The following is a 25498-nucleotide window of genomic DNA, read 5'->3' as shown; positions in this document are numbered from 1 at the left end:
ACACAGAGGTCAATTATAATTTTTTCATGAATGGCAGTTTCAAGTTCGAAATTACAGGCTTCAAATTATTCACCTCATTCCGAATGTATGTTCTATAATACACTATCCGAAATGTAATCAAAAAAAATTTACACATAAAAAAAGCCCTTTTAAAAGGACTTCTCTTCGACCTTATGAGTCTCCAAAACATGGCTTTTTAACTTCTGGGTGATGCTTCATTAACCCCTGCATAAAAGTAGTTATGTTGTTAATGACAAGGCTAGTTGGTGGGAAGCGATTTGGACAAGAAGATTTTTAATATCTTTAAAATCCCTGACAACTTTATCCGCTGCTTATTCCTTCTTCAATGCCCCTATCGATGCGCCCCATGATTCCACTTTGTTTTTGTTTTTTTCTATTTATAGTGTATAAATAATAATTTGCTGCTGTTCTGTCAGATTCTCGATTCCAATCTCTTTTGCAATTTCAACAAATTCATCAGAATCAATGACACTTTCTAGCTTTCTCTTTAGTCTAGGAACGGACATTTCCGTTCCTTTCAGAGAAGATCATTTTTTATAGAAAGCGCTTCGGCCTGTTCGTTCAACAAGGGCAGGGAAGAGCTGGTAGAGTTTGCTGACGCCGTTCATCCAGCCCGGAAGGTTGATTTCGCGCTTGTTCGTCATCATTGCCGAGACGATTTTCTTAGCAACCTGATCCGGATCAAGCATCCATCTCTCGACGCTTTTGACATAATCCCCTTTTTTATCTGCCGTCTTGAAAAAGTCGGTTTGAATCGGTCCAGGATTGACCGTTGTCACGTTGACCCCTGTTTCGGCAAGCTCCATTCTCAAGCTGTTTGAATATCCGAGCACCGCATGCTTTGTTGCCGCATAAAGGCTTGACTTGGGCGTCGCTAGTTTGCCCGCTTGTGAGGCGATGTTGATAATATGGCCTTTGTCTTGTCTGATCATATACGGAAGTGCCATTTTCGTGCAAGCGATCAGACCGAATACGTTGACCTCAAACATCGCTTTCATATCTTCAAGGGAAGCGTCAAGGGCGCTTTCGAAAATACCGAATCCCGCATTATTGACAAGAATATCAACCGGACCGGCCTCTTGAAACGCCGCTTCAATTTCATCCGTCCGGCTGACGTCCAATACGATGATGCGGCACTTTGCACCGGTTTCATCCGCGATGTTTTGTTTCAAAGCATCAAGGCGGTCTCTTCTGCGCGCAGCCAGAATGATCTCCGCTCCTTCCCCGGCAGCATGATATGCGATCCGTTCGCCAAGCCCTCCTGAAGCTCCTGTAATCATCACTTTTTGCTCTTTCAACTTTTGCTGCATGTTCGTCACCTACTTTGCGTAATAGTAATCGATTCCATCGGCTGTTTCTGCTCCGATCCTCCCCTGGGATTCCAGATCGTCAAGCTGTCCAATCGTTTCTGACATCGTTAAGAACAGCTCTTTTTCATAGACTGCAGGGAACAGTTTTTGACATATCTGATAAGGTGAATGCGGTTTTTCAGAAAGGATGCGGTACACCTCTTCGGCTCTGTTCCGCTGCTTTTCCATCCTTTTGGCAACAAGCTCATTCACTGTTGTGATTTTCTCCCCGTGGCCGGGATAAATGATGTTGAGCGAAAGTTCCTGCAGTCTGCCGAGCGATTCCAGATAATCCAGCAGCGGAGTCGGGCGTTTTTCTCCTTTTTGCGGCACTTCAAGAAGCGGATTTGAAGAAGACGGCTTTAACAGCAAGTCTCCCCCGAGCATGCTTCCAAGTTCCTCATGGTAAAGGACAATATGTGAAGCGGCGTGTCCGGGCGTCTCAAGAACCCGCCACCCTTCAAGCCCGTCAATTTGCGCGCCTTCTGAAACGGTCTCTGTCAATGTCCGATTACATGAAAACCGGTACGACGCTTTTACTGTAAGGCCTGGCGGCTTCATATCCCCGGGAACACCGAATCGCTGAAACAGGTATGTAAAAAAGGACTTTTGTTTTTCAATAAAATCCGGATTTTGGCTGATATACGGTTCATTAAACGGATGACCGATGATTTTTACCCCTGCGGGAAATTCGTCCAGCAATCCGGCGTGATCAGCGTGATGGTGGGTCAGGACGACCTGGTCGATATCGTTTAATGACAGTCCCTGGTCGGCCAGCTCTTTCTTCAAAACGGCTGCCGCCTCCTTTGTGTTGGGCCCGGCATCCACCAGAGTGAGCGCCTCGCCTTTGACCAAATAAATGTTGACATCCCCGACTGCAAATGGAGTCGGCAGAGAAATAGGAATGATTCTTGCGTCTTTCATCGTTTTATTCTCCTCATCCTGCGAATTGATGTTGATCATATTTTACCTTTTTCTCCCGCGCATGTCATTTTTGCTTCAAATGCCTGTTGACATTTCATCATTCCTCATAGCATAATGAACAACAAATATATGAAGGTGAATGAACGAAGACGCAATGAAGAGGAATAGTAAACGAGCAATGGCTAAAGAGAGTGAAATCCACGGCTGAAAGATTTCACAGCCCGCTTGCCTGTTGAACCTGCCCTCTGAGCGCTTAGGCAAACCTAAACGTATCCCGCGTTACGGGGCAAGAGCTGAGCATGTATATGCTAATGAAGGTGGTACCGCGAAACCTTTTCGTCCTTTGTGAAGACGGAAAGGTTTTTTTGTTTTTTTAGAAGGAGGAATCAAAATGAAACGAATGGGATTTATCGGAGCCGGTTCGATGGCTGAAGCGATGATTAAAGGACTTGTCAAAAGCGGTGCAATGGAACCTGAGGCGATATTCGTTACGAATCAGTCGAATACGGCCAGGCTTCGTGAATTAAGCGAGACATACGGGGTATGCGGAGAAGCCGATACGGCAAAAGTCGCCGCCCGATCGGATACACTCGTTTTGGCAATGAAGCCGAAGGACGCGGCAGACGGAATGGCGGCACTCCGCCCCTATTTGCGAAAAGAACAGCTGCTGATTTCCGTCCTTGCAGGCATTCCGATTCATACGATCCAGCACTATGCTGGGCTTGAGCTGCCTGTAGTGAGGGCCATGCCGAATACATCGGCCGCCATTCAAAAATCAGCCACAGCCTTTGCGGCAAGCCCGCTCGTGACGAAAGAGCAGATGCAGGAAGCGGCTGGCCTTTTTGCGACGGTCGGAAGCGTTACAATCGTTGAGGAATCTGCCCTTGATGCAGTGACAGCCGTAGCAGGGAGCGGCCCCGCTTTTGTTTATCGGTTTGTCGAAGCCCTGCAGGCGTCGGCTGCCGAATTGGGGCTTCCAGAAGAAACGGCGAAACAACTGGTTATCGATATGATGTCAGGGGCGGCTCAAATGCTTGAAACCGGCAGGGATCCTTCTGTCATGAGAAAAGAGATCACAAGCGCCGGGGGGACAACGGAAGCAGGCCTTCGGGTGCTTGACGACCATCAATTTGAACAGACCGTCATATCCTGTGTCAAAGAAGCGGCGATTCGTTCTGCGGAAATCAGGGATATGTTCGCGGCCAAAATTTAAAAAACCGGGAAACAGCGTTTCGCTTGTTCCCGATTTTTCACCAAGCGGTCCCGTATAATTAGAGAAGCTTGTGTATCGCCAGCCGGAGGATATCGGGCAGCTTTCCAAATGAAAACGGCACATGGAGACGTTCCGTCCATTTATGAGGGTCTTTGCCGGCCGGCCCGATATTGATGACCGGCACAAACAGTGCGTTTTCGCGTCCTTTTGGCAGTGAATAGCCGTGATGAAACAGCGGCATATTGGATGTGAACGCATCGACAGACTGTTTTTGCAGCTGAAGGTAGCTTAAATCGGACAGGCCGGGAAAATATTGGACTTCTGTAAATTCAAGTCCGTGCCTGTCGGCCGCATACTGTTTCACTTCTCTCATCACCTTTCGGATCAGAGGATCGTCCTTTGAAGAGACAGCCGGATAAAACGGCGGACTGTAAAACAGAACGATCATCGGAGCATCTTCTTTGCAGAGTGAAGCCAATTCAGAGACGATTTTCGTTGAAAAGTCGCGGTCTCCAAGCTCCCCCCTGTTGGCAAATGCAAAGTTGAGTATGCGTTCCGCCTCGGGCTTCCCGGCCTTTTCCTGTGCTTTGTTCCACAGCTCCTCAAACGTCAGCACGGAAACGGTCGTGTTCATTGGCGTGAATGCTTCAAAACGCTGATATTCGGCCGTTTTACGCTCAATATTTGTTTGGATATTAGCGGCCGCTTCCTTGGCTGTGTCGAGCAGCATGCGATGGAGCTCGGCGGCAGAACGCTGCATCATCAACACATTAAAGAGCGACACCGCTGTGTGAGGGGTCTGAACCGAGTAGGCCTCCTTCAAATCTTTTTGCATCAAATTGGCCGGGGGAGGCGTCACCTCTCCGTCCGCTTCTTCACAATAGTCGACGTTTAATTCGAGCAGCCTGTTGATTTCAGACACCATTAAATTTGCATTCACCCCTGCAAACGGCTCGCCGACATGCGTCTCAACCCCTTTGCAGAAAAATCCGGCAAGCGCTTTGCCGATGCTTCCTGAATAGACGTACTGCTTCGGATCCCCCGGATGTTTTTCAAACATCGGCTCACAATTTAAGCACGATGTATAATGAAGGCCAAATTCTTTTTCTAGAGCTTTCAGTGCGGGTACTGCTTCAAGCATCCCCTGTGAATTGACTTCTTCGTCCGGAACCGTAATTAATAGAAGGTTTCCGTCAAATTCTCCGTTCATCGCCCGTTCCAGCATCGAAAATTGAACAGCAAGACCCGCTTTCATGTCCATGCTTCCCCTTCCAAACAGCCATTCGCCGCTTTCCAAGTCTCTTCTGACCCGTTCGGGCAAAAGTTCTTTTTTATCATTTAATAAATCCATGAGTTCCGGGACTTTACATGCCATATGTTTGAATTCTCCGTAGTCTGCCGTATCGACCACGTCAAAATGGCTCAGCAGGAGGACCGTATTTGACTTCTCTTCCTTTTTGACGAGGGCGGTTAGAAAATAACGGCCGTCCTCCATCGGATGAAGCTTTAAAAATTCAGGATTCTTATGAAAGTACGAACGGTCCTTTAAGACATCATGCATATACTTCGCAAGCGCCACTTCTCCGGCCGTGCCTGAGATGCTTTCGTATTGAACAAGAGAAATGAGCAGCCGTTTCAGTTCTTCCACTGTCTGCCACTTCACAAAGCAAGCCCCCTCTTTCGCTGTTTTCGCAGGTGTATGCGATATCGTATTTAGTAAAAAATAGAATGTGAACAACTTTATTGTACTGAACATTCTTATATATGGAAATGACTTGAGCAGTTTATATGACGAGAATGGACAGAATTGGTATAATCGAGTCGAAAACTTACGGGAGGCGAAAAAATTTGAGCAATCGAAAACTGTTCACACCATGGAGTTTAAAAGGAGTTACACTAAAAAACCGGATTGTCATGTCGCCGATGTGCATGTATTCCTCCCATGAAAAGGATGGAAAAGTGCAGCCGTTCCACATGACCCACTACATCTCCCGCGCCGTCGGACAAGTCGGATTGATCATGGTAGAAGCTACCGCGGTCACCCCGCAGGGAAGAATCTCAGATCAGGATCTGGGCATATGGGATGACGCGCATATTGACGGACTTGCCGCATTAACGTCACAAATCAAGCCGTACGGCAGCAAAACGGCGATTCAATTGGCTCACGCCGGAAGAAAAGCCGAGGTCGAAGGTACAATCTACGGGCCTTCAGCGATTCCTTTCGACGAAAATTCGCGAACACCTGTTGAAATGACAAAAGAAGACATCAAAGAAACCGTTCAGGCTTTCAAAAAAGGAGCTGAACGCGCGAAAGCCGCCGGCTTTGACATCATCGAGATTCATGGAGCCCACGGATATTTGATCAACGAATTTTTATCACCGCTTTCCAACAAACGCGAGGATGAATACGGAGGATCACCGGAAAACCGCTACAGACTGCTTCGCGAAGTCATCGACGCTGTAAAAGAAGTCTGGGACGGACCATTATTCGTACGCGTTTCAGCTTCAGACTACAAAACAAAAGGCCTTGATGTCGCCGATTATGTCGGTTTCGCCAAATGGATGAAAGAACAGGGCGTTGATTTGATCGATGTCAGCTCCGGTGCTGTCGTGCCTGCCGATATCAACGTCTTCCCAGGCTACCAAGTCGGCTTCGCCGATACAATTCGCGCTCAAGCCGAAATCCAGACAGGTGCTGTCGGGTTGATCACAAGCGGCCTTCAAGCTGAGGAAATCCTCCAAAATGGACGCGCTGATCTCATTTTCGTTGCCCGAGAGCTGCTGAGAGATCCATACTGGCCGAAAACCGCTGCCAAACAGTTGAACACAAAAATTGAAGGGCCTGTTCAGTACGACAGAGCCTGGTGAGTTGCTGATATCCCGCCTCTAGGCGGGATATTTCTTTTTTTCAACTCGTGAGAAACGAACATCCTTGTTTGTGCGTCTTTCCTATTAGAACACCATATACAGAGAGAGGATGACCTCTATGACCATAACGGAAAGAATATATACAGTTGAAGGGTGCATGTTTTATACAAAGCAGAGAAAAGGAAAAAAGAACGCAACCATTATTTTTGAAGCGGGCTACGGTTCTTCTTCAACGACTTGGCAGCCCATTTTATCCGATATAGACGAAGATCTAGGCTTGTTTGCATACGACCGTGCAGGTCTTGGCAACAGCGGGCCGAGCAGCAGCAAAAGAACAGCGGATCAAATGGTGGAGGAACTAAAAGCGCTGCTTGCAGCAGCAGGCGTTAAACCGCCCTACCTGTTTGTCGCCCATTCGTTCGGCGCCGTCATTGCAAGGCTTTTTGCAAGCCGGTACAGCGATGAAGTCATCGGCATGGTGCTGCTTGATCCCGCTTGTGAAGATCAGGAGGAAAAAGTGCTGCCTCTTCTTCCGGACACATTAAAAGAAGACTACAGCAAACAGTTTTCGATCGAAGGGTCCCATGAGGACTTTAAACAAAGCCTTGACATTCTGAAGCAGGAAAAGAAACACCTCGGTTCGGTTCCTTTGCTCGTCCTCTCGGCGGGAAAAAGGACGGAGGCGGCGAAACAAGCTCATCACGAGTGGCTGAAGCTTCACAGCAGACTGCTGTCTCTTTCGCATCAAAGCGGCTGGATTCAGGCGAAAAACAGCTCGCATTTGATCCATCATGATGAGCCGCACATCGTTCAGCTTGCGATCTATGATGTGTGGTATGCCGCACAGCAGCAAACATACACCTATCAAGCCGCCAATTAAACAAAAAACCAGCAGACAGTCTGCTGGTTTTTTGTTATTTTGTTTCACGGTGAATCGTGTGCTTTTCAGACGCGGAGAATATTTTTTCAATTCCAGGCGATCCGGATTTGTACGTTTGTTTTTTGTCGTAATATAATTGCGGTCCCCTGTTTCGGTACACGCCAATGTAATTTTTACTCTCATGTTGTCCTCCTTACCAAAACGTAATCATTACGCTTTATTATACATCATTTTAGAACTGTGTCAACAAAAAAGCTTCCCGTCCCGCATTTGTCGGAACAAAGAAGCTTCGAATGGCCAATTAAGTTCTTTTGATCTCATGCTCATAAAAGTCAAAAGCTGCCACGGTATCAGGAAAGACCGCTTTTGCTTCATTGACCAGTTCAAGCACATTTTCCCCCTGATATCTTGCACTGATATGGGTTAAAATCAGTTTTTTTGCACAGGCTTCCCGCGCTGTTTCGGCAGCTTGTTCTGAAGTGCTGTGATAATAGTCGCCGGCGAGCTCCCTGTCGCCTTTCGCAAATGTTGCTTCATGGATGAGGACATCAGCTTTTTCAGCAAGCTTCTTCACATTCTCGCACGGCCTCGTATCCCCGGAAAAGGCGACTATCCGCCCTTTTTTTGGCGGTCCGATAAAGTCTGCCCCGTGGATCTTCCGGCCGCCTTCCAATGTGACCGTCTCCCCGTTTTTCAGCTTTTGATAAACAGGGCCCGGCGAGACTCCGATCTCTTTCAGCGCTTCAGCGTCAAGTGCGCCTGGAACATCTTTTTCCTGCACGCGGTACCCAAAAGCGGGAATGCCGTGAGATACGCTTCTGGCCGTCACGATAAACTGGTCATCCTCAAAGACTGTTCCTTCTTCAATCTCCTTAATCACAAGCGGATATGTGACATGCGTCCCCGATACGTCAAGCGCCGTTTCAAGAAACGTTTTGATTCCTTGCGGTCCGTATACGGTCAGCGGGCCTTCGCCTCCCTGGAAAGAGCGGCTGCTGACAAGACCCGGAAGCCCGTATACATGATCGCCGTGAAGGTGGGTAATAAAAACCTTTTCAATTTTTCTAGGCTTGATCGATGTATGTAAAATTTGATGCTGTGTGGCCTCCCCGCAGTCAAACAGCCAAACAGACCGCCTTTCTTCTAAAAGCTTCAATGCAACGGATGTGACATTCCTCGTTTTTGCGGGGATGCCTGCTCCCGTTCCTAAAAATAATAACTCCAATATCCTTTCCTCCTGCTAAAAACTTCATCTATCACAAGCATACAGGAAGTCTGAGAAAAAAGAAACGCCGGCTTCACGCCAGGCTATGCAACTAAATACCCTGCCCGTTTTCAGTAAACTTTTCATACGATTCGATCTCAAATGTTTGCTTTAAGGGATTATTAGCTTTAAAATGAAGAAAATAAACTTAGCTTCGAATAAAGTGAGGTACGTTTAATTGAAAAAAGATCAAATGGAACCAAAAGCAGTTATCGTAATTTTTGGCGCAACAGGGGATTTGGCAAAACGAAAACTATATCCTTCTATCCACAGGCTCTACGAAAACGGACAAATCGGGAATGAATTCGCGGTTGTCGGAGTCGGCAGACGCCCTTGGACAAATGAAGACTTTCGCAGTACCGTACAGCAATCGGTTTCGAAGTTTCCGTTAAACGAAAAGGATGTGGACGAGTTTACATCTCACTTCTACTATCATCCTTTTGATGTTACAAATTCCGGCTCATACCGGGAATTAAACGAACTTATAGAGAAGCTGGAAAGTACATATGATATTCCGAATAACCGGATGTTTTACTTAGCGATGGCCCCTGAATTCTTCGGAACGATTGCAAAGTTCCTAAAATCAGAGGGCGTCACTTCAACAACAGGCTGGTCAAGGCTCGTGATCGAGAAGCCTTTCGGACATGATCTGCCGAGCGCAAAAGACTTGAACCAGGAAATCCGTGAAGCCTTTACAGAAGATCAAATTTATCGGATTGACCATTATCTAGGAAAGCAAATGGTGCAGAACATCGAAGTCATCCGCTTTGCCAACGCGATTTTTGAGCCGCTTTGGACAAACAGATACATCTCGAACATTCAAATTACGTCAAGTGAAGATTTGGGTGTGGAAGACAGAGCGAGATATTATGAAAAATCGGGTGCGCTTAGAGACATGGTTCAAAACCACATTCTTCAAATGGTGGCGCTGCTTGCGATGGAACCGCCGATCAAGCTGAACACGGAAGAGATTCGCAGTGAAAAAGTAAAGGTGCTCAGAGCCCTTCGTCCGATTCAAAAAGACGAAGTCGATCAATTTTTTGTGCGCGGCCAGTATGACGCGGGAGTCGTTGACGAAAAACAGGTACCGGCTTATCGCGATGAACAAAACGTAGCAAAAGATTCGAATACGGAAACGTTTGTTGCCGGCAAACTGCTGATCGACAACTTCAGATGGGCCGGTGTGCCGTTCTACATCCGGACAGGCAAACGGATGCAGAAAAAATCAACGCAAATTGTCGTCCAATTTAAAGACATTCCGATGAATCTGTATTACGGAAACGGCAACACGATGCACCCTAACCTTCTGGTGATTCATATTCAACCGGATGAAGGCATCACCCTTCATCTAAACGCAAGGAAGCTTGGAGGCGGCACTTTTGCCCAGCCGATCAAGCTCGACTACTGCCATAACTGCGGGGACGGCATCAACACGCCTGAAGCTTATGAAAAGCTGATTTTGGACTGTTTGCACGGAGACGCGACAAACTTTGCCCACTGGGATGAAGTTGCGCTTTCCTGGAGTTTTGTTGATGCGATTTCTCAAAACTGGGAGGAAAACAAAACCCTTTCCCCTAACTATCAGGCGGGCTCCATGGGGCCGAAAGCTTCTGATGACCTGCTCGCAAAAGACGGCTTTCATTGGTGGCCGCTTTAATAAAAAAACAGCCTTCACAATTGAAGGCTGTTTTAGATTGTTGACAAAATCCCAAAACGGCTTATAGTTTTGGGATTTTGTCATCCTTTCAGCGTGATTGAAAACCCTTGAAGTCTAGGAAGGCCGAGCATCGGAGCGGACTTTCACAGGAGGTGATGATGGCGGCGTTCAGGCAGGACGCCTGAGCGGTTAGCCGCCGATTCTTCTCCTATTCGTGAGCACCGACGCGCAGGCCTGACAACGAATGCGAGGGTTTGTCGACACGCTGAAACAGCCTTCACAATTGAAGGCTGTTTTTATTTATGCTTTTAAAACCTGCATCTCTTCCGGATGGCTTTTGTCCCGCTTCCACAACAGCTGAAGGACAAACAGCAAAAGGAATATGCCGAGACCGATCATATCGGAATAGCCTTCCGGATAAATCAGCAGGAGACCGCTGGCAGCCGCCAGTATTCTTTCAAACCAGAACACTTTTCTCATCCAGAATCCGATCATGCCCGCGCCGATGGCGATCATGCCGGACAATGCGGTTAAGACCACCCAGAGAATTTCATACCAATGCGCGTCAATCATGAGAAGCTCCGGAGACAGGACGAATATATACGGGATGATAAAAGCGGCAATCGCAAGCTTTGCTGAATTGATCCCCGTTCTAATCGGCTCTCCCCCCGCAACCCCCGCAGCGGCAAATGCTGCCAAAGCAACGGGCGGCGTAATGTCAGCTACGATGCCGAAATAAAAGACGAACAAGTGGGCCGACAGATCAGGAACATTCAGCAAAATCAAGGCTGGCGCTGCAATCGTCGACGTAATCACATAGTTTGCCGTCGTCGGTGACCCCATTCCGAGAACAAGAGCGGCGATCATTGTTAAAAAGAGCGAAGGCAATAATGCGCCTCCTGCCAAATCGAGCAGGCCGTTTGCAAGTTTGAGGCCGAGACCCGTTTTTGTGACGACTCCGACGATGATGCCGGCAGCTGCCGTTGCCGCCGCAACGGAAAGCGCCATTCTCGCTCCTTCCGCGAGAGCCAGCACAATCCCTTTAACACCCATTCGCGTTTCCTTGTTGAACAAACCGACCAGGATCGCCAGAACGATCGAATACAAAGCGGCATGCATGACCGTGATGCCCGACATTAACAAAACGACGACCGAAACGATCGGAAGCAGCAAATATATTTTTTTGAATACTTCCTTGCGGTTCGGCATTTCTTCTTTCGTTAACCCGCGCAGGCCGAGGCGCTTCGCTTCAAAGTGCGTCATGATCCAGATGCCCGTGAAGTACAAAACAGCCGGGATCATCGCGGCTTTCGCGATATCCCAGTACGTAATGCCTCCACCGATGAACTCAACCATTAAAAAGGCGGCGGCTCCCATGATCGGAGGCATCAGCTGTCCGCCGGTAGATGCGGAAGCTTCGACTGCACCGGCAAATTCTTTTTTATAGCCCAGTTTTTTCATCATCGGAATCGTAAACGATCCGGAAGTGACGACATTGGCGACAGAGCTGCCGCTGATCGTTCCTTGAAGAGCGCTTGAAAAAATCGCGACTTTTGCCGGTCCGCCCGTGCTTCGTCCGGCGATCGCTACAGCAAGGTCATTAAAATACTGCCCCACTCCTGTTCTGACAAGAAAAGAACCGAACAGGATGAACAGGAAGATGAAAGTCGAGGACACAGCGAGCGGCGTGCCCAGGATCCCTTCCGTCGTAAAATACATCGTCTGAACGAGCCGTTCCAGCGTCAGGCCGTTGTGAGACAAAAAGCCCGGCAGATACGAACCGTAAAGGCCATACAAAAGAAACAGGCCGGCGATGATCGTAATCGGCAGTCCGACAGCCCGTCTCGTCGCTTCCAATACGAGCAGGACAGCCAACAGCCCGACATAAAAGTCAGTTTCCGTGATCAATCCGATCCCGCCTACAATCGTTTCATAATTGGCGACCCAATAAGCGCCGACACCTGCTCCTAACACGGCTAAGATTGCGTCATACCAGGCGACTTTGAATTTGCCGGTCTTCCGCAAACCTTTTGTCGCCGGAAACAGTAAAAAAATCAGACCGAGCGCAAACCCTAAATGAACGGACCTTTGAATTTGAGCCGGAAAAACACCAAAAATGGCTGTGTATAATTGAAACAAAGAAAAAGCGAGCAGGCCGGCAAATGCAATGACCCCTGTTAATCCTTTGAGCTTTCTCGTTCCGGCTTCAGGATCGTATTTCTCCAGCAGTTCCTGCTGATCTTTTTCCGAAAGCTGCTCAGTCATTGATCTTCACTCCCCTCAGTTGTTGCAAGACATTTAGTTTTCGGACACTCATCCTTGTCCATGTGCCGGGACGGATGTACCGCTTTAACTCATGTTCAGCGCCTGAATACTTGATCCTGTGATTCGCCCTCACCCTGCCGATCCGCATATCAATGAACGGAAAAGTTCTCTTCATGTTCGAAATGGTGTAGACGCCGTTTTTGATGACGAGCCTCTCACCTTGTTCTGCGTTTGCGGGCATTCCGACGGCCGGATCATGATAGGTTAGAGCGGTCTGCCGAATCATCCCTTTTTCCCACACATACGATTCGATCACTTCTGTCCGATGGATGGAATGCGTATAGACCACGTCAAAGCTTTTCTTCTTTTGGAGGGGAAGAAAAGCGATGATCTCACCGCTGTCCTCTTTCTCGAACACGACGGCGGTCTGATAAGGAATCAGGCATGCCGCTGCAAAAACGGCAATGATCAGCACCGGCACGAGCCGTTTTACGATTTTAAATTTCCCCATTTTTCCATATCCCCTGCCGAATAGAAAAACGATAGACCGAGGTTTCATTGCAACGGTCTATCGATTGTCCGGGCTTATTCATCGCTCATCTGCCTGCGGTTTTACGATTTTTCTATCCCTTTTTCTTTGAAGTATTTAGCCGCTCCCGGATGAATTTCGATATCGCCCAATCCTTCAAGCGCGGTCTCTGGCTTGATAAACTCTCCTTTAGCATGATTGATTTTATCGGCTTCAAACAGCGCTTTCGTCATTTTATAGACGGTGTCCTCATCCACCTTGTCGGATGCGACGAGCATCGCTTTGACAGCGACCGTGTTCACATCGCTCCCGATGCCGTAAGTTCCTTTTTTGATCGTATCCTCCGCATAGAACGGATACTTTTCCATCAGCTTTTTCTGCTTGTTTTCTTCAATGTTTAAAATTTTGATTTTATTTTGTGCGGAAAGCCCTTCGACAGCGCCTGTAGGCGTTCCAGCCGTGATGAATGCGGCATCGATCGCGCCTGATTGAATGCCGTCGGTTGACTCTTCAAAAGACAGGTTTTGCGGTTTGATGTCGTCAAAAGACATCCCGTGAACCTCCAAAATCTGCTTGGCATTAATGTTAACCCCTGCTCCAGCAGCACCCACGGAAACCGTTTTACCTTTTAAATCCTCAACCGAATGGATCCCGCTTTTTTCCGTTGTCACAATCTGAACAGTTTCAGGATACAGGGCGGCAATCGCCTTGATTCCGTCAATTTTTTCTTTAAACATCTCTTTGCCTTCTATGGCATAAGTGGCAATGTCCGTCTGAGAAAAAGCGACTTCAGCTTCCCCTTTTTGCAGAGTTGCCATGTTTTCAGCAGAAGCACCTGTAGTCTGCGTCGTAAATTTGTCCCCTGTGGCATCCTCCCAAAGGTTTGCAAATTGGCCGCCGAGCGGATAATATGTACCGCCGGTTCCCCCTGTCAGCAGACTATAGCTTTCTGATCCTTTTGACGCAGATCCGCCGTCCTTATTTCCTGATGCATTGTTGCTTCCGCACGCAGCCAATCCCATGACAAGCGTCAGCAGCAATACAATCCATGATAAGCTTTTCCATTTTTTCATTCATTCTCCCCCTTTGCTTGTTGGACAAATAACAATCCTATCATACCACGAAAAATGTATTAGTTGTCAATATATTCTTTCGTTTCTAATTATTTAGTTAATTTTATGAACAGTTGGTTCTGAATATGCGCACGGCCTCGGAAATTCCCGTCCGCTAAAGCGATGGTAGTCCATGATCCCCTCGGGGGACAAGTGTGCTGAAAGATTGCATGACAAAACAAAAAAACCCGCGGTTATGCAGGTTTTTCATTTCCGAATATGAACGCTGGAAAACACAAACTTATCGTAGCGATGCCTTGCAAAAGAATATTCAAACGGTTCGCCCGTATTTAAAAAAGCGACCTGTTCGACTTCAAGAACCGGATCGTCAGGGGCACATTCCAAATGTTGACGGTCAAGTGCATTCGACTTATCCGCCCTGATCTTCCGGTGCGATCCGGCGATTGTCAGTTTCAGCGTCTCGGTGATGTGCTGGTAAACAGAGCCGTGAAGGACGTCTTCATTTAATTCAGAGATGACATTGGAAGGCATATACGTTTCTTCAATGACATACGGTTCGCCTTCAACCTTTCTGAGCCTGATGATATGATACACCGGAACGGTCTTTTCGATTGACAATTGCTTAGCCACTTCATCTGAAGGGAATTCGACATCAAATTGAATGATGCGGCTTTCGATTTGTTTGTTGGCGAGAAGCTTGGTCAGCCCGAGGTTTTCGCGGTCTGTCACACTGACGGGAAGCTGCTGAATCGATGATTTTACAATGAAGGTGCCGTGTCCGCGCTTGCGGTACAGCATGCCTTCTGACACGAGAATATCGAGGGCTCTTTTCATCGTCATTCTGCTGCAGGAAAATTCCTTGGCGAGAGAAAGTTCATCAGGTATGGGCTGATCAATCGGATAGTATTCTTCCTGAATCCGCCTCCTCATTTCGTTTGAAATATATTCGTATTTTCTCATGTTTTAACCACCATTACTAAGGATTCTGTATGTTGTAACACCTTCTTTATCATTATATCGGTTTTGAAGCGGAAATAAAAAGATGGCCCAACAGACCATCTTTTAGCCCGATTCCTTTCTAAAAACCGTTGTTCTCGGCAACTTTCTTAAACCAGTATCCGCTTTTTTTAATCGTTCGTTCGCCGTTTTTGTCAAGGTTGACAGATACAAATCCGTAGCGGTTTTTATAGGCATTCGTCCATGACCAGTTGTCCATAAAGGTCCAAAGGTGATAGCCTTTGACATTCGCTCCTTCCTGAATGGCTCTGTGCACCCATTTTAAGTGTTCTTTAATAAACGCAATTCTGTAGTCATCGCGGATCATGCCGTCTTCGCCGCGGAAACGCTCTTCTCCTTCAACACCCATTCCGTTCTCAGAAATAAAGCATTCAATATTTCCGTAGTTTTCTTTAACATTCATTAAAATATCATAGATTCCTTTTTCGTATATCTCCCAGCCGCGGTGGCGGTTCATTTTTCGTCCGGGCATTTCATAATGGTCAAAAAACCGTTCCGGCATAAAAGGCGCGTCCGGATGAGGCAGGTGCTCCTTCGCTTTCACCCGTCTCGGTTGGTAATAATTGATGCCGAGCAGATCGACAGTGTGATTCCTGATCAGCTCCAAATCTCCTTCTTCCATGACAGGCAAATAGCCTTCTTCTTTTAATATATCTGTTAAAAGCTCCGGAAACTCACCCTTAACGGCGGGATCAAGAAACGATCGGTTAAAGAAAGCGTCGGCTATTTCAGAAGCTCTTACATCTGCCGGGTGCTGGCTTCGCGGGTAGGACGGCGTTAAATTTAAAATAATGCCGATTTTACCGTCGCCTCCGAGTCTGCGGTAAGCTTCTACCGCTTTGGCGTTAGAAAGAATTTCATGGTATGCGACCTGGACGGCCTTTTGAAAGTCGACGATGTTCGGATAGTGAAAATCGTATAAATAGCCGCCTTCTGCAGGAACGATCGGCTCATTGTGGGTAAACCATTTTTTCACGCGGTCCCCGTACAGCCGGAAGCACGTTTCCGCGTATGAAACAAAGTGATCGACGACTTGCCTGTTTTCCCATCCGCCGATCTGCTGGAGTGCAAGTGGCATATCAAAATGATAAAGGTTGACAAAAGGCTCGATACCAGCCGCCAGCAGTTCATCGATGACTCGGTTATAAAAGGCGGCCCCTTCCTCGTTCAGCCGGCCTTTTCCTTCAGGAAACAGACGGGCCCACGAAATGGAGAAACGAAAAGAGTGGTGGCCAAGCTCCTTCATCAGCTGAATATCTTCTCTGTAAGTCTCGTAAAAACGCGAGGTCTTCTCAGGGCCTACTCCGTCAAAAAATCGGTTTGGCTCTTTTTCGTACCAGTGATCCCAAATGTTCTTTCCTTTGCCTCCTTCGGCCGCCGCTCCTTCAGTCTGAGTCGCGGAAGCCGCCGACCCCCACCAGAAGCCTTTTGGAAAACGGTATTGAATTTGTTCTAGCTGCAGTTCTGTTTTTGACATGTCATCAATCTCCTTTTAAAGTCCTAGCGTTGTCTGATCTTGTTTCGCTTCATTGATTTCCTGCTCTTTTTTCATATTCATCCGGTCGATGAATTTCAAAAACGGGAACCAGATCATAAAGACAACGGCTAAATTCACAATCTGAAGAATGCCGCCAGCAAGCGAATTGGTCGCCATCATTCCGCTGATAAAAATCGGCACAGTCCAAGGAATCGTGACCCCGGTCGGCGGCGGCACAAGCCCGGATGCCATCGCGAAATACGTAATCAAAGTGACGATCATCGGCGAGATCACCCACGGAATAAAAATAAGCGGGTTCATGACGATCGGCAGGCCGAAAATGATCGGTTCATTTACGTTGAAAATCCCCGGAGCCGCTCCGAGTTTTGCGACCTGCTTCATCTGCTTGCTCCTCATAAACAGCAGGATGGCAATAATCACGGCCAGGGTCATACCGGTTCCGCCCATTCCGACGGTGTAAACTTCCATAAACTGCTTATTGATAATATGCGGGACTTCTCCTGTTGCAGTATAGCTATTCAAATTTTCGATCGAAAGCGTATTCCAGATCGGATCCATAACGGAGTTGATGATAATTTGTCCGTGGAGTCCGAAAAACCAGAGAAGCTGAGTAAAAAATATGGCAATCAAGGTCGGAATGATACCGCTTCCAAGACCGACAAGCGGAGCCTGTACCAGGTTGTAAATTAAATCGTGCATATTCGTATTGAACGCTTGGGTTACAAGGATATTGATCACCAAGTAGACGGACAAGGTCATCACCGCCGGAATCAGCGCGGCAAAAGATTTTGCTACAGCAGGCGGAACGCCGGCAGGCATTTTAATCGTATAGTTTTTCTGGACAAAAAATCTGAAAATCTCAGCGGATGTAAAGGCGGTAATCATTCCGAGGAACATCCCTTTCGCACCGAGCCTGTCAATCGGGATGACGTTCGGAATCACTTCCCCTCCTTCGCCGTTTAATACAAACGGAGTCAGCAGAAGGAACGATGCCAAAGCGACGACTCCTCCAAAAACCGCTTCGACTTCATAAGTTTTGGACAAATAATACCCGATCCCGAATACGACGAAAACGGACATGATGCTGATCGTTGCGCTCGGCGCTATGCTTAAAGCCGACTGGAACGTTTCAAGCGCGGATTTGCTCATCATTTTATTGAGAAACGGCAAATTGGTTAAAACGACAATGATCGATCCGAAAATGGTGAGCGGAAAAGCCAGCATAAATGCATCCCTCAGCACGCCTAAATACCGGTTATTATTCAGCTTCCCGGCAATCGGCACCAAGAGGTTGCTCAATTTTTCAAACATGGTCTCTTATCCCCCTTCGATTTTGCCATGCAGTGCGAATCATAGATTTTTCTCTTTGAACAATTCCAATAATTCAGAAACGAGTTCCTTCATCGTGAGCGTCGACATCAAATGGTCCTCCGCATGCAAGAGCAGCAAAGAGAACTCATTTTTTTCCCCGCCCGCTTCTTTTTGGATCATTTGAAAATGAATATCGTGGGACTGCTGCAAATCGCCTTCTGCCTGGTGTAGCAGCTCCTCTGCTTTCTGAACGCTGCCGGCACGGTATTCCCTGATGGACTGAATGACTTTGCTGCGGGCGTTTCCGCTGTGAAGAATGAGCTGAAAGCAAACTTGTTCGCCTGTTAATTCATTGAGTTTTAATTTATCCATCATCATCAATCCTCGATCAAGCTGAGCGCCTGTTCATAAGCTTTCTTTCCATCAGCCATTCCGTAAGCCATCATATCAATCACATCAACCTTAATACCGTACTGTTCGGCTTCCTTCTGCAGCTCGCCTTTTAAAAAGCTCATTTGCGGGCCGATGAGAACAACATTTGCCTCTGCCATCTCTTTTCTTGCCTGGTCCTGTCCGACCGCCCAAATTTTTGCCTCGTCACCGATTGAATGCGCGTATTCCAGCATCTTGGTAACCAGGAGACTTGTCGACATTCCAGAGCTGCATGCGAGTAAAATTTTCTTCATGGTGATCTCCTCCTTCATTAAAAGCGCTTTCACACAACTATTATTATATCTTTTTATTTTTAAATGTCTAGACATTTAAAAATAAATGTATGTATTTATTTCGAATAATAAAAAACCCCTCTTCTTCAAGAGGGGTTCTCTAACAAATTATCGAGCGTATTTTTTGAACAGCTGAACTGCTTCTTTAGGCACGTAGAAGGATCCGTTGCTTTCAACAATGATGCTGTCTAATTCGTATTCCTTCCCGTTGATTCTGATGATGTTTTTGTTCACCGGCATTTCAGCTTTTGCTTTTTTGCGCGATGCGACAAGAACTGGGTTAGCCGGATCTTTTTGATCGATCGTTACGCTCGCTCCGGCTTTTTTAAACGCCTGTTTTGCTTCGATAAATAATTCGTTTGTTAATTTGTCTAAGTTGAAGCCCATTGCTTTTGCCATCGTTTTGGCGATGTCGGTATTATTGACGAGACCCTGCGGCTTTTCAGGACCGTACGAATACAGGAAGACGTCTTCACCCGTATGACCGCCTGTAGTGAATCCGATATTGGCCCGGTTGCTAAGCAGCTTGGTGAATAATGAAGCCGCTTCTTTTTTGTTTTTCACGCTTTTCAGCTGTTCCTTCTCTGCCGGTGTTAAATCATCAAGGCCGTAAAGCTTTGCCGCTTCTTCGATATTCGATAAGTCGTCTTTTAATTTGCCAGTTGCGCCTTCCACCGTCATTTTAGCCTTTTTCAACGGATCGATATAGGCTGATACCGGCGTTGTGTCATAGCCTTTAGTCGTATTGCTGTTGCCGATGGAGATGCCGCTGTTGCCATGGTCTGAGACGGCAATAACCATTGTATGTTTATCTTTTTTAGCGAAATCAAGCGCTTCTTTCACCGCGTTATCAAACGCCAATACATCGCTGATCATGCCGATCGGATCGTTTTGGTGCGCTGCCCAATCCGGCTTGCTTCCTTCCACAAATAAAAAGAAACCGTCTTTGTCTTTAGAAAGCGTCTGAATCGATTTTTTCGTCATCTCCGCAATAGTTGGCTGCTCTGGATGCGTTGCGCGGCGGTCCATATCATACGCGAGATCGCGCTGTGAGAAGGCGCCCCAGATTTTTTTCGATTTTGACTTGAGGAGTTGATCTTTCGTCTCAACGAAATCGTACTTTTTATCTTTGAGCACTTTTACAAGGTCTTCACCGTCTTTGCGGCTTTTATCCTTTGTACCCGGTTGAAGCGATTCTTTTCCTCCGCCAAGGACAATGTCCATGTTTTGATAAACCTGCTGTTCACCGAGCACTTCAAAATTATTGCGATCTTTATGATGACCGGAATAGCCGGCAGGTGTGGCATGCTGAATTTCAGATGTGGCAATGATGCCGGTTGCTTTTCCCTTCTGTTTGGCGCCTTCCAGCACGTTTGCTACAGGCCGGTAATGATCTTTTTTACTGACCTTCTCGACACCTGGTGTATTCACCTGTGAAGGCAGCACGCCGATATAGGAAGAATTTGATTTTCGTCCTGTTGCCATCGCAGTTGCTGCAGGTGCAGAATCAGTGATCGCCGATTCTGCCGAATGCGTCCGGACACCGCCGCTGACAATCTGGTCCATCGCGAGCGGTTCACCCTTATACCAGCGTGCCAACGTTGTTGCAGAAGAGCTTGTTCCATCCATGACCATCATGATCACGTTTTTGACTTTCGGTTCTTCCTTTTTTTTCGCTGTTTCCATTGCCGCACTGCCTGTTCCCGCTGATCCTAAAGCGACTGCGCCTGCCAGTGTAATGCCGACGATTCTGTTGCGTAAAAAACCCATTCTTATGTACTCCCTCCATAACCGCTTTTTGTTGACAAACCTACACTATCATTGCTATGTAAACAGCACTTTTGCTTTCTATTAATCTTATGTAAATTTTTTTGGGCATATGATGAAAAGAAGGCATCCAGCCTCCTTTTCATCCTTTTCCCGCTTGGAATCCCGGGTATTTCGTCATCCCGCCGTCCACATACAACGTCAGGCCCGTCACATAGCTTGCTTCTTCGGATGCAAGCCAGGCCGCGCAAGCTGCGACTTCCTCAGGCTTTCCGATATACCCCATCGGAATCAATTCAACAACGCCTTTTTTCAATTCGGGATCAGCGAATTTTTCGGCGTTAATCGGCGTATCGATCGCACCGGGTCCGATCGCGTTTACCCGAATTCCTTTCGGGGCATATTCAAGGGCTAGGGTTTCTGTCAGCAGTTTTGCCCCGCCCTTACTTGCCGCATAATGGACAAAATGCGGCCACGGGATTTGCTGATGGACGCTCGACATATTGATGACCGAGCCTTTAATATTATGGTCGAGCATATAGCCGATCGCTTCCCGGCACCCTAAAAACATTCCCGTCAAATTGGTTGATATGACGCGGTTCCAATCTTCCAGAGACAAATCCTCGGAAGGTACTTCATTTTCCACCCCGGCGTTGTTCACCATCACATCAACGGAACCGAATGAATCAACAGCCTGACTGATCAGCGCTTTTACATCGTCTTCTTTTGAGACATCCCCTTGAAAGGCAATCGCGCGCGCTCCGCTGCTTTCTATTTTCTTCACCGTCTCTTCGGGATTTTCTTCTTCCTTGAAATAATTGATCACTACATTGGCTTTTTCAGCACCGAAGCGCAGTGCCATCGCTTTTCCAAGACCTGTACCCGCCCCTGTGATAACGACCGTTTTTCCCTCTAAACTTGGATACATGGGTTGATTCCTCCTTATTGAAACTCTCTTTTGAGTAGGTTTCCACAGAACCGCTTAAACATGCATCCTTCCGAAAATCAAAAAAACCGCAAGCTTTTCAGCTTGCGGTTTTACATCTTATTTCATCCACTCAGTGTGGAAAATGCCTTCTTTATCTGTACGCTCATACGTATGGGCGCCAAAGTAGTCGCGCTGCGCCTGAATCAGGTTGGCCGGCAGGGTTGCAGTGCGATAGCTGTCAAAATAAGCGAGAGCGCTTGAGAAGCAAGGTACAGGAATTCCTTGTTCAACCGCAAGGGAAATCGTTTTGCGGAGAGCTCCCTGATAGCTTTCAACGATATTTTTGAAGTACGGGTCAAGAAGTAGGTTGTCAAGCTCAGGATCGCGGTCATACGCTTCTTTGATTTTTTGCAGGAACGCTGCGCGGATGATGCATCCTCCGCGGAAAATCATCGCGATATCACCGTATTTCAAATCCCAGCCGTATTCTTCTGATGCGGCTTTCATTTGAGCGAAGCCTTGTGCGTAAGAACAGATTTTGCTCATGAAGAGCGCTTTTCTGACCGCTTCGATCAGCTCTTCTTTGTTCTCAGCGGCCGGTTTCGCTTCAGGTCCTGCCAGAAGCTTGCTCGCTTTAACGCGCTCTTCTTTCATGGAAGAGATGAAGCGGGCGAAAACAGATTCCGTAATGATCGGAAGCGGAACGCCCAGGTCAAGAGCGCTTTGGCTCGTCCATTTTCCTGTCCCTTTTTGACCTGCTTTATCGAGGATGACGTCAACAAGCGGCTTGCCCGTTTCCTCATCTTTTTTCGTGAAAATGTCAGCCGTGATTTCGATCAGATAGCTGTCAAGCTCTCCTTTATTCCACTCGGAAAAGACTTCGTGAAGCTCATCTGAAGACAGACCGACAATGTGTTTCAAAATAAAGTAGGATTCTGAGATCAGCTGCATGTCGCCGTATTCGATGCCGTTATGAACCATTTTTACATAATGGCCGGCGCCGTCAGGACCGATGTATGTCGTACACGGTTCGCCGTCCACTTTTGCAGAAATGGCTTCAAGAATCGGCTTGACAAGCTCATGGGCTTCCTTTTGTCCGCCTGGCATGATAGAAGGTCCTTTCAGAGCCCCTTCTTCACCGCCGGAAACTCCGGTGCCGATGAAGTGAATGCCGCTTTCGGCAAGTTCTCTGTTTCTTCTCTGCGTATCTTTATAATATGTATTTCCGCCGTCAATCAAAATGTCGCCTTTTTCAAGATGAGGCAGAAGCGATTGAATCGTTGCGTCTGTCGGTGTTCCAGCTTTGACCATCAAAAGAATTTTGCGCGGTTTTTCAAGAGATGCAACGAACTCTTCAATGCTGTATGTACCGACAACATTTTTACCTGCAGCTTCTTTCAGAAACTCTTCCGTTTTCGCGCTTGATCTGTTGTAAACAGAAACCGAAAACCCGCGGCTTTCAATGTTTAAAGCCAAGTTTTTTCCCATTACTGCTAAACCAACTACACCTATTTGTTGTTTTGCCATGTCTAACGTCCCTTCTTAAAGCGTTTAGCATTATAGTTTAATTTTTATTTAAATTGAAATTACCACACTTCGACCTACATTTTCAAGCTATTGATCTTGTCTCTCGTCCTGGAAAAAATCTTTGTTAAAGCTTGTTCCGCTCGTTTTGCTTTCTTTCTTCACGATCCTGATCCCTTTTTTGATGAGGTCTGTTCCATATTTTTCATTCAGTTCAGCCATCACTTTTTGGATCGGCTCATCTTTGGCATCCTCATGAAACGAAAACAAATCAAGCTGTTTGACGGCTTCCTTTCGATTGACGAGATCTGTTCCCGTCACGCCCAAAAGCCTGACAGGGCTTCCGTGCCAATGCTGCCTGAAAAGGGCTTTCGCTTCCTTCGCAATGTCCTCTCTTGAATCGGTCGGATTCAGAAGGGTCTTGCTTCTTGTTATGTTCGTCCAGTCCGCAAAGCGGATCATGATGAAAACTTTTGCTGCCATGACCTCTTTTCGCTTCAGCCTGTCGCTTACTGAAACAGAAAGCTTGTCAATCAGACCGAACAGCTCCTTCTCATCTGTGCTGTCATGCGGGAGGGTCGAGGAATTGCCGACACTTTTGAATTCGTATATTCTGTCGGGATTCACCTCTCCTGTGTCGATGCCGTTTGCCCTCCTTTTTAAACGGGGACCGTTGATGCCAAGGAGGCCCTTTAAAGCATACTCATCTGCGGCAGCCAAATCGCCGATCTTTTCGATCTCGAGCGTCTTGAGCTTTTCGGCGGTTTTCCGCCCGACTCCGTACATCTCGCTGATGTCCATGGGCCAAAGAATCCGGGGCACTTCGCGCTTTCTCAATATCGTAATGCCGAGCGGTTTTTTCATATCCGAAGCCATTTTGGCCAGGAATTTATTCGGAGCGATCCCGATGCTTGACGGAAGCAGCAGTTCTTCTTGAAGGCGCTCCTGAATTTCCTTTGCCGTTTCATATGCCCGATTTCTGTATGGCGTGTCCGTTAAATCCATGTACCCTTCATCAATGGAAACAGGCTCGACAAGGTCCGTGTACTCCCTGAGCACTTGAAACATTTCTCTTGAAGAGCTTCTGTAACGGTCGAAATTCGGCGGCTTGACGATCAGCTCAGGACAGAGCCGCTTCGCTTCCCAGAGCGGCATGGGCGGTTTGACGCCGCGTGCTCTCGCCTCATAGCTGCACGTGACGACAATTCCTTTCCGTTCCTTCGCGTTTCCCGCGATGGCGAGCGGCCTGCCTTTCAGCGAAGGGTCATACGCCATTTCAACAGACGCGTAAAAGCTGTTCATATCGATATGAAAGATGACTCTCCCCTTTTGTTTATCAGCAGACAAAACGGCTCCCTCCTGGTACTCTGATTAGACATCCCGGCTATCATATAGTAAGATGTTAAATGAAATGGAAGTGATAAAAGATGATTCTTGAATCTTTCAACGATGCTTTTTTTCTGTTTGAGTTTTTCACAATCGTCCTTCCCGCACTGACGGCGATCGGTATCGCCCTCATCCTCAAGGATTGCAATACAGGCGACAGCTGGAAAACGAAACGGTTTGAAGAATATCATGCAATACAGTTTGTTTCTGCAATCGATTTTCTCATCATCCTATATCATCGCATTACGGTATGGATAAGTAAAGTCATTCGCATGAAAGCTTCATCGAACGACGATGAAGACCACCGTTTCCTTCTTCTTTCAATTTAAACGGGAAAAGGCGTCCGGCATACGGGCCCTTTTATTCAGAAGGAGGAGAACGTGTTGAACACGAAATTAAAACAAATGTTTGCGACTGCAATGTTTTTGGTCATGACCATGTTTATAGGTGAACAAGCTTCGGCAGCCACTGGCAGTACCGGAGGAAGCGACAACTTCTTCCACCATTATGTCGTGGTGCCTTTTTCAGAGCTGATTAAAGGTATCGCCGGATTTTTCCACGGAAACTACGGACTGTCGATTATTTTTGTGACCATCATCGTCCGGGTTCTCGTCTTTCCGCTGTTTGCCAACCAGTATAAAAAACAGCGGGCAATGCAGGAAAAAATGGCACTTGTCAAACCTGAGCTGGATGCAATTCAAAGCAGGTTAAAAAAGACGAAAGATCCTGTCAAGCAAAGGGAAATTCAGCAGGAGATGATGCAGCTTTACCAAAAGCACAACATCAACCCGCTGGCGATGGGCTGCCTGCCGATGCTGATTCAGTTTCCGATTCTGATCGGTTTTTATTATGCGATCCGCTCGACGCCTGAAATTGCTTCGCACTCTTTTCTCTGGTTTAACCTCGGGCATTCTGATATTATCGTATCTTTATGCGCCGGGTTCATGTACTTTATCCAGTTCTATGTGTCTCAAAAGCTGAACGCACAGAACGCTCAATCAAATCCGGCGGCTCAGCAGTCCGCCAAAATTATGGGCTTCTTTTTCCCAGTGATGATGACGATCTTTTCGATCAATGTCCCTGCAGCCCTGCCGCTGTACTGGCTGACAAGCGGACTGCTTCTGACGATTCAATCCGTCGTTCTTCATCAAGTTTACCAAAAAAACAAAAAAGCCATTCAGCCTGCTGAATCGGCTACAAAATAAAAAAGCTTGCGCCTTTAAAGGCGCAAGCTTTTTTGTATTTCCCTTCAATCTTCTCGATCGTGACTTCGGGGATGGTGAGGCCGTTTCCGCTGAA

23 protein-coding genes, 1 pseudogene and 1 other annotated feature are annotated in these 25498 nt (G+C 47.1%); of the genes and pseudogenes, 6 read left to right on the top strand and 18 right to left on the bottom strand.

The window, feature by feature from the left end; translation table 11 throughout:
- Positions 1–171 precede the first annotated feature (171 nt).
- From H2R00_RS21465 to H2R00_RS02690, 3 genes are all read right to left on the bottom strand, one after another.
- On the bottom strand, positions 172–231 hold the full coding sequence (locus H2R00_RS21465; RefSeq protein ID WP_425321882.1) for a hypothetical protein: 60 nt from the start codon (positions 229–231) through the stop codon (positions 172–174).
- Between the two features lie 317 nt (positions 232–548).
- Positions 549–1331, bottom strand: coding sequence for an SDR family NAD(P)-dependent oxidoreductase (locus tag H2R00_RS02695; protein ID WP_182070419.1), 783 nt, complete (start codon positions 1329–1331; stop codon positions 549–551).
- Positions 1332–1340: 9 nt separating this feature from the next.
- A complete protein-coding gene (locus tag H2R00_RS02690) occupies positions 1341–2294 on the bottom strand; it encodes an MBL fold metallo-hydrolase (RefSeq protein ID WP_244958275.1) in 954 nt (317 codons plus the stop codon).
- Positions 2295–2439: 145 nt separating this feature from the next.
- Positions 2440–2641, top strand: a binding site (T-box leader).
- A gap of 44 nt (positions 2642–2685) precedes the next feature.
- On the opposite strand from H2R00_RS02690, the gene proC reads away from it, so the two are divergent.
- Positions 2686–3507: a pyrroline-5-carboxylate reductase gene (gene proC, locus H2R00_RS02685; protein WP_154994543.1), complete on the top strand. Its 822-nt coding sequence runs from the start codon at positions 2686–2688 to the stop codon at positions 3505–3507.
- A gap of 58 nt (positions 3508–3565) precedes the next feature.
- Here the strand turns inward: proC and H2R00_RS02680 are convergent, their stop codons facing one another.
- A complete protein-coding gene (locus H2R00_RS02680; RefSeq protein ID WP_182070417.1) occupies positions 3566–5170 on the bottom strand; it encodes a M20/M25/M40 family metallo-hydrolase in 1605 nt (534 codons plus the stop codon).
- Positions 5171–5304: 134 nt separating this feature from the next.
- Between H2R00_RS02680 and namA the strand changes: the two genes are divergently transcribed.
- Both namA and H2R00_RS02670 read left to right on the top strand, forming a co-directional pair.
- Positions 5305–6375 carry an NADPH dehydrogenase NamA gene (gene namA, locus H2R00_RS02675; protein ID WP_154994580.1) on the top strand — a complete coding sequence of 357 codons (1071 nt, stop codon included), beginning with the start codon at positions 5305–5307 and terminating at the stop codon, positions 6373–6375.
- Between the two features lie 118 nt (positions 6376–6493).
- Positions 6494–7255, top strand: a complete 762-nt coding sequence (locus H2R00_RS02670; protein WP_154994547.1) for an alpha/beta fold hydrolase — start codon at positions 6494–6496, stop codon at positions 7253–7255.
- Positions 7256–7289: 34 nt separating this feature from the next.
- Here H2R00_RS02670 and rpmG read toward each other — a convergent pair.
- Together rpmG and rnz are read right to left on the bottom strand one after the other, a co-directional pair.
- Positions 7290–7438 (bottom strand): annotated as a pseudogene (gene rpmG / locus H2R00_RS02665) (50S ribosomal protein L33).
- A gap of 118 nt (positions 7439–7556) precedes the next feature.
- The gene (rnz, locus tag H2R00_RS02660) at positions 7557–8480 is read right to left on the bottom strand and encodes a ribonuclease Z (RefSeq protein WP_182070416.1); all 924 of its coding nucleotides are present in this window, start codon (positions 8478–8480) and stop codon (positions 7557–7559) included.
- A 232-nt stretch (positions 8481–8712) separates the two neighbouring features.
- Between rnz and zwf the strand changes: the two genes are divergently transcribed.
- Positions 8713–10176 carry a glucose-6-phosphate dehydrogenase gene (gene zwf, locus H2R00_RS02655; RefSeq protein WP_154994581.1) on the top strand — a complete coding sequence of 488 codons (1464 nt, stop codon included), beginning with the start codon at positions 8713–8715 and terminating at the stop codon, positions 10174–10176.
- A gap of 300 nt (positions 10177–10476) precedes the next feature.
- On the opposite strand, the gene H2R00_RS02650 is transcribed toward zwf, so the two are convergent.
- From H2R00_RS02650 to H2R00_RS02595, 12 genes are all read right to left on the bottom strand, one after another.
- Positions 10477–12441 (bottom strand): TRAP transporter permease, encoded by a 1965-nt coding sequence (locus H2R00_RS02650; RefSeq protein WP_182070415.1) that lies wholly within the window; start codon positions 12439–12441, stop codon positions 10477–10479.
- Positions 12434–12952 (bottom strand): DUF1850 domain-containing protein, encoded by a 519-nt coding sequence (locus tag H2R00_RS02645; protein ID WP_154994553.1) that lies wholly within the window; start codon positions 12950–12952, stop codon positions 12434–12436. Before H2R00_RS02645 ends, H2R00_RS02650 begins: the two co-directional genes overlap by 8 nt.
- 101 nt (positions 12953–13053) lie before the next feature.
- Entirely contained in the window at positions 13054–14043 is a 990-nt protein-coding gene (locus H2R00_RS02640; protein ID WP_182070414.1) for a TAXI family TRAP transporter solute-binding subunit, read from the bottom strand.
- Positions 14044–14289: 246 nt separating this feature from the next.
- Complete coding sequence (locus tag H2R00_RS02635) at positions 14290–15003, bottom strand: GntR family transcriptional regulator (RefSeq protein ID WP_154994557.1); 714 nt, start codon at positions 15001–15003, stop codon at positions 14290–14292.
- Between the two features lie 118 nt (positions 15004–15121).
- The gene (locus H2R00_RS02630) at positions 15122–16537 is read right to left on the bottom strand and encodes a glycoside hydrolase family 1 protein (RefSeq protein ID WP_182070413.1); all 1416 of its coding nucleotides are present in this window, start codon (positions 16535–16537) and stop codon (positions 15122–15124) included.
- 15 nt (positions 16538–16552) lie between these two features.
- Positions 16553–17869 (bottom strand): PTS cellobiose transporter subunit IIC, encoded by a 1317-nt coding sequence (celB, locus tag H2R00_RS02625; RefSeq protein WP_154994561.1) that lies wholly within the window; start codon positions 17867–17869, stop codon positions 16553–16555.
- A gap of 39 nt (positions 17870–17908) precedes the next feature.
- Positions 17909–18241: a PTS sugar transporter subunit IIA gene (locus H2R00_RS02620; RefSeq protein WP_182071010.1), complete on the bottom strand. Its 333-nt coding sequence runs from the start codon at positions 18239–18241 to the stop codon at positions 17909–17911.
- Between the two features lie 5 nt (positions 18242–18246).
- Complete coding sequence (locus H2R00_RS02615) at positions 18247–18555, bottom strand: PTS sugar transporter subunit IIB (RefSeq protein WP_154994565.1); 309 nt, start codon at positions 18553–18555, stop codon at positions 18247–18249.
- Between the two features lie 147 nt (positions 18556–18702).
- The gene (locus H2R00_RS02610; RefSeq protein ID WP_182070412.1) at positions 18703–20364 is read right to left on the bottom strand and encodes an alkaline phosphatase; all 1662 of its coding nucleotides are present in this window, start codon (positions 20362–20364) and stop codon (positions 18703–18705) included.
- A 139-nt stretch (positions 20365–20503) separates the two neighbouring features.
- Positions 20504–21289, bottom strand: a complete 786-nt coding sequence (locus H2R00_RS02605; RefSeq protein ID WP_182070411.1) for a glucose 1-dehydrogenase — start codon at positions 21287–21289, stop codon at positions 20504–20506.
- Between the two features lie 117 nt (positions 21290–21406).
- Positions 21407–22816, bottom strand: a complete 1410-nt coding sequence (gene gndA / locus H2R00_RS02600) for an NADP-dependent phosphogluconate dehydrogenase (RefSeq protein WP_154994571.1) — start codon at positions 22814–22816, stop codon at positions 21407–21409.
- An 87-nt stretch (positions 22817–22903) separates the two neighbouring features.
- Positions 22904–24115 (bottom strand): DNA polymerase IV, encoded by a 1212-nt coding sequence (locus H2R00_RS02595; RefSeq protein WP_244958313.1) that lies wholly within the window; start codon positions 24113–24115, stop codon positions 22904–22906.
- A 125-nt stretch (positions 24116–24240) separates the two neighbouring features.
- Between H2R00_RS02595 and H2R00_RS02590 the strand changes: the two genes are divergently transcribed.
- Both H2R00_RS02590 and H2R00_RS02585 read left to right on the top strand, forming a co-directional pair.
- Positions 24241–24528 (top strand): hypothetical protein, encoded by a 288-nt coding sequence (locus H2R00_RS02590; protein ID WP_154994574.1) that lies wholly within the window; start codon positions 24241–24243, stop codon positions 24526–24528.
- A gap of 51 nt (positions 24529–24579) precedes the next feature.
- Complete coding sequence (locus H2R00_RS02585) at positions 24580–25404, top strand: membrane protein insertase YidC (protein WP_182070410.1); 825 nt, start codon at positions 24580–24582, stop codon at positions 25402–25404.
- Positions 25405–25498: the final 94 nt, after the last annotated feature.

Source organism: Bacillus haynesii, assembly GCF_014042035.1.
GTDB classification, from domain to species: Bacteria; Bacillota; Bacilli; order Bacillales; family Bacillaceae; genus Bacillus; species Bacillus haynesii.
Note: the sequence above shows the minus strand (reverse complement) of the source record. Positions and strands in the feature narration are given on the sequence as shown.